The following is a 1181-nucleotide window of genomic DNA, read 5'->3' on the forward strand; positions in this document are numbered from 1 at the left end:
ATCCGAGATGGCAGCATCCTTTCCATCTACAAGGTTCAAATTAAAATGAGCATATCCCAGTTGAGCTGCACCGCCCACGATCAGTTGGAGGACTGCCCACAGAACAAATGCAGAAGCCATCCCACAGACGGTCTTTCTGAGAGAACAAGTCCGAGATGGCAGCATCATTTCCATCTACAAGGTTCAGATTAAAATGAGCATATCCCAGTTGAACTGCACCGCCCACGATCAGTTGGAGGACTGCCCACAGAACAATGCCGGCAAGCAGAACAGCAAGCAGCCGACCGCCGTTGGGCTGGGAGAACAGTTCAAAATGGATGTCCTTTGCCTGATTGGAATTGGATACGGCACTGTTGGAACTGCTCACAATGGTAGCACCGAGCGCACTGGCGGCAATACCTGTCAAAACAGCAGTTTTCCATTTTCCGCGCAGGGCATCGAGAGCGAGCATACGATAGTCGGCAGATACTTTCATAAAAGTAACCTCCTGTCTGAAAACGGCAAGGATTTGTGAAATAGGAAGATGATATGCCACTTTAATTTAGATACGTTTGAAAAGCTGAAAAAATTGCAGCATGAATGAAAAAGAGGCTGTTACACCGGTTTTATCCTTGTGCAACAGCCCCTTCCTTTACTTCAGCAGCTTGTCCAGTTCATCATATTGCATTACTGGAGCTTTGCAAGGATTTCTTCAGCCGTCATACCGCTGGCAAGCAGCTTCTTCAGCACATCTTCTGCTTCGCCCTTCTTTGCTTCTTCTGCTGCTTTTGCTTCGGCGGCAGCTTTTTTGTTTTCGGCTTTGGCAAGTTCCTTGGTGGCGGCTTTCAATTCTGCTTTCTTGGCTTTCAGCTGCGTCTTCAGATCATCGAGATTTGCAGTCAACGTAGCAACCTCAGATTCGATTTTCTCTTTTTTTGCGGCCTTTTCTGCAATGACTGCTACATAATCAACGCTGGCCTTTACAGTACGAGCCTTATTCTTGCTTCCCTTGGGTCTTGCCATAATAATTTCCTCCCATAAAGTGAAATAATTTGATACTTACAAGTATATTTCCAAATAGTCAGAATTGCAATAGGTAACATGAGCCGTCTTCAACTGCCAATGCAAATCTTATTCGGTATGCCCGAAGATCGTCGCAAATGTATTCCTTCAATGGTAACAATCATGGAGATTAGTGTTTA

Annotated in this window: 2 protein-coding genes; both read right to left on the minus strand. The window is 45.4% G+C overall.

What is annotated here, in order from left to right:
* Positions 1-40 precede the first annotated feature (40 nt).
* On the minus strand, positions 41-475 hold the full coding sequence (locus DXA66_RS13550; protein ID WP_243089111.1) for a hypothetical protein: 435 nt from the start codon (positions 473-475) through the stop codon (positions 41-43).
* A 191-nt stretch (positions 476-666) separates the two neighbouring features.
* Positions 667-1002 (minus strand): hypothetical protein, encoded by a 336-nt coding sequence (locus DXA66_RS13555; RefSeq protein ID WP_015565819.1) that lies wholly within the window; start codon positions 1000-1002, stop codon positions 667-669.
* Positions 1003-1181 lie beyond the last annotated feature (179 nt).

It is taken from the genome of Faecalibacterium sp. OF03-6AC (assembly GCF_003478175.1).
Classification (GTDB): domain Bacteria; phylum Bacillota; class Clostridia; order Oscillospirales; family Ruminococcaceae; genus Faecalibacterium; species Faecalibacterium taiwanense.

Bases quoted from the DNA above. Each gene is read 5' to 3' on its own strand.
- DXA66_RS13555 (WP_015565819.1), bottom strand. From the start codon at position 1,002: ATGGCAAGACCCAAGGGAAGCAAGAATAAGGCTCGTACTGTAAAGGCC.
- DXA66_RS13550 (WP_243089111.1), bottom strand. From the start codon at position 475: ATGAAAGTATCTGCCGACTATCGTATGCTCGCTCTCGATGCCCTGCGC.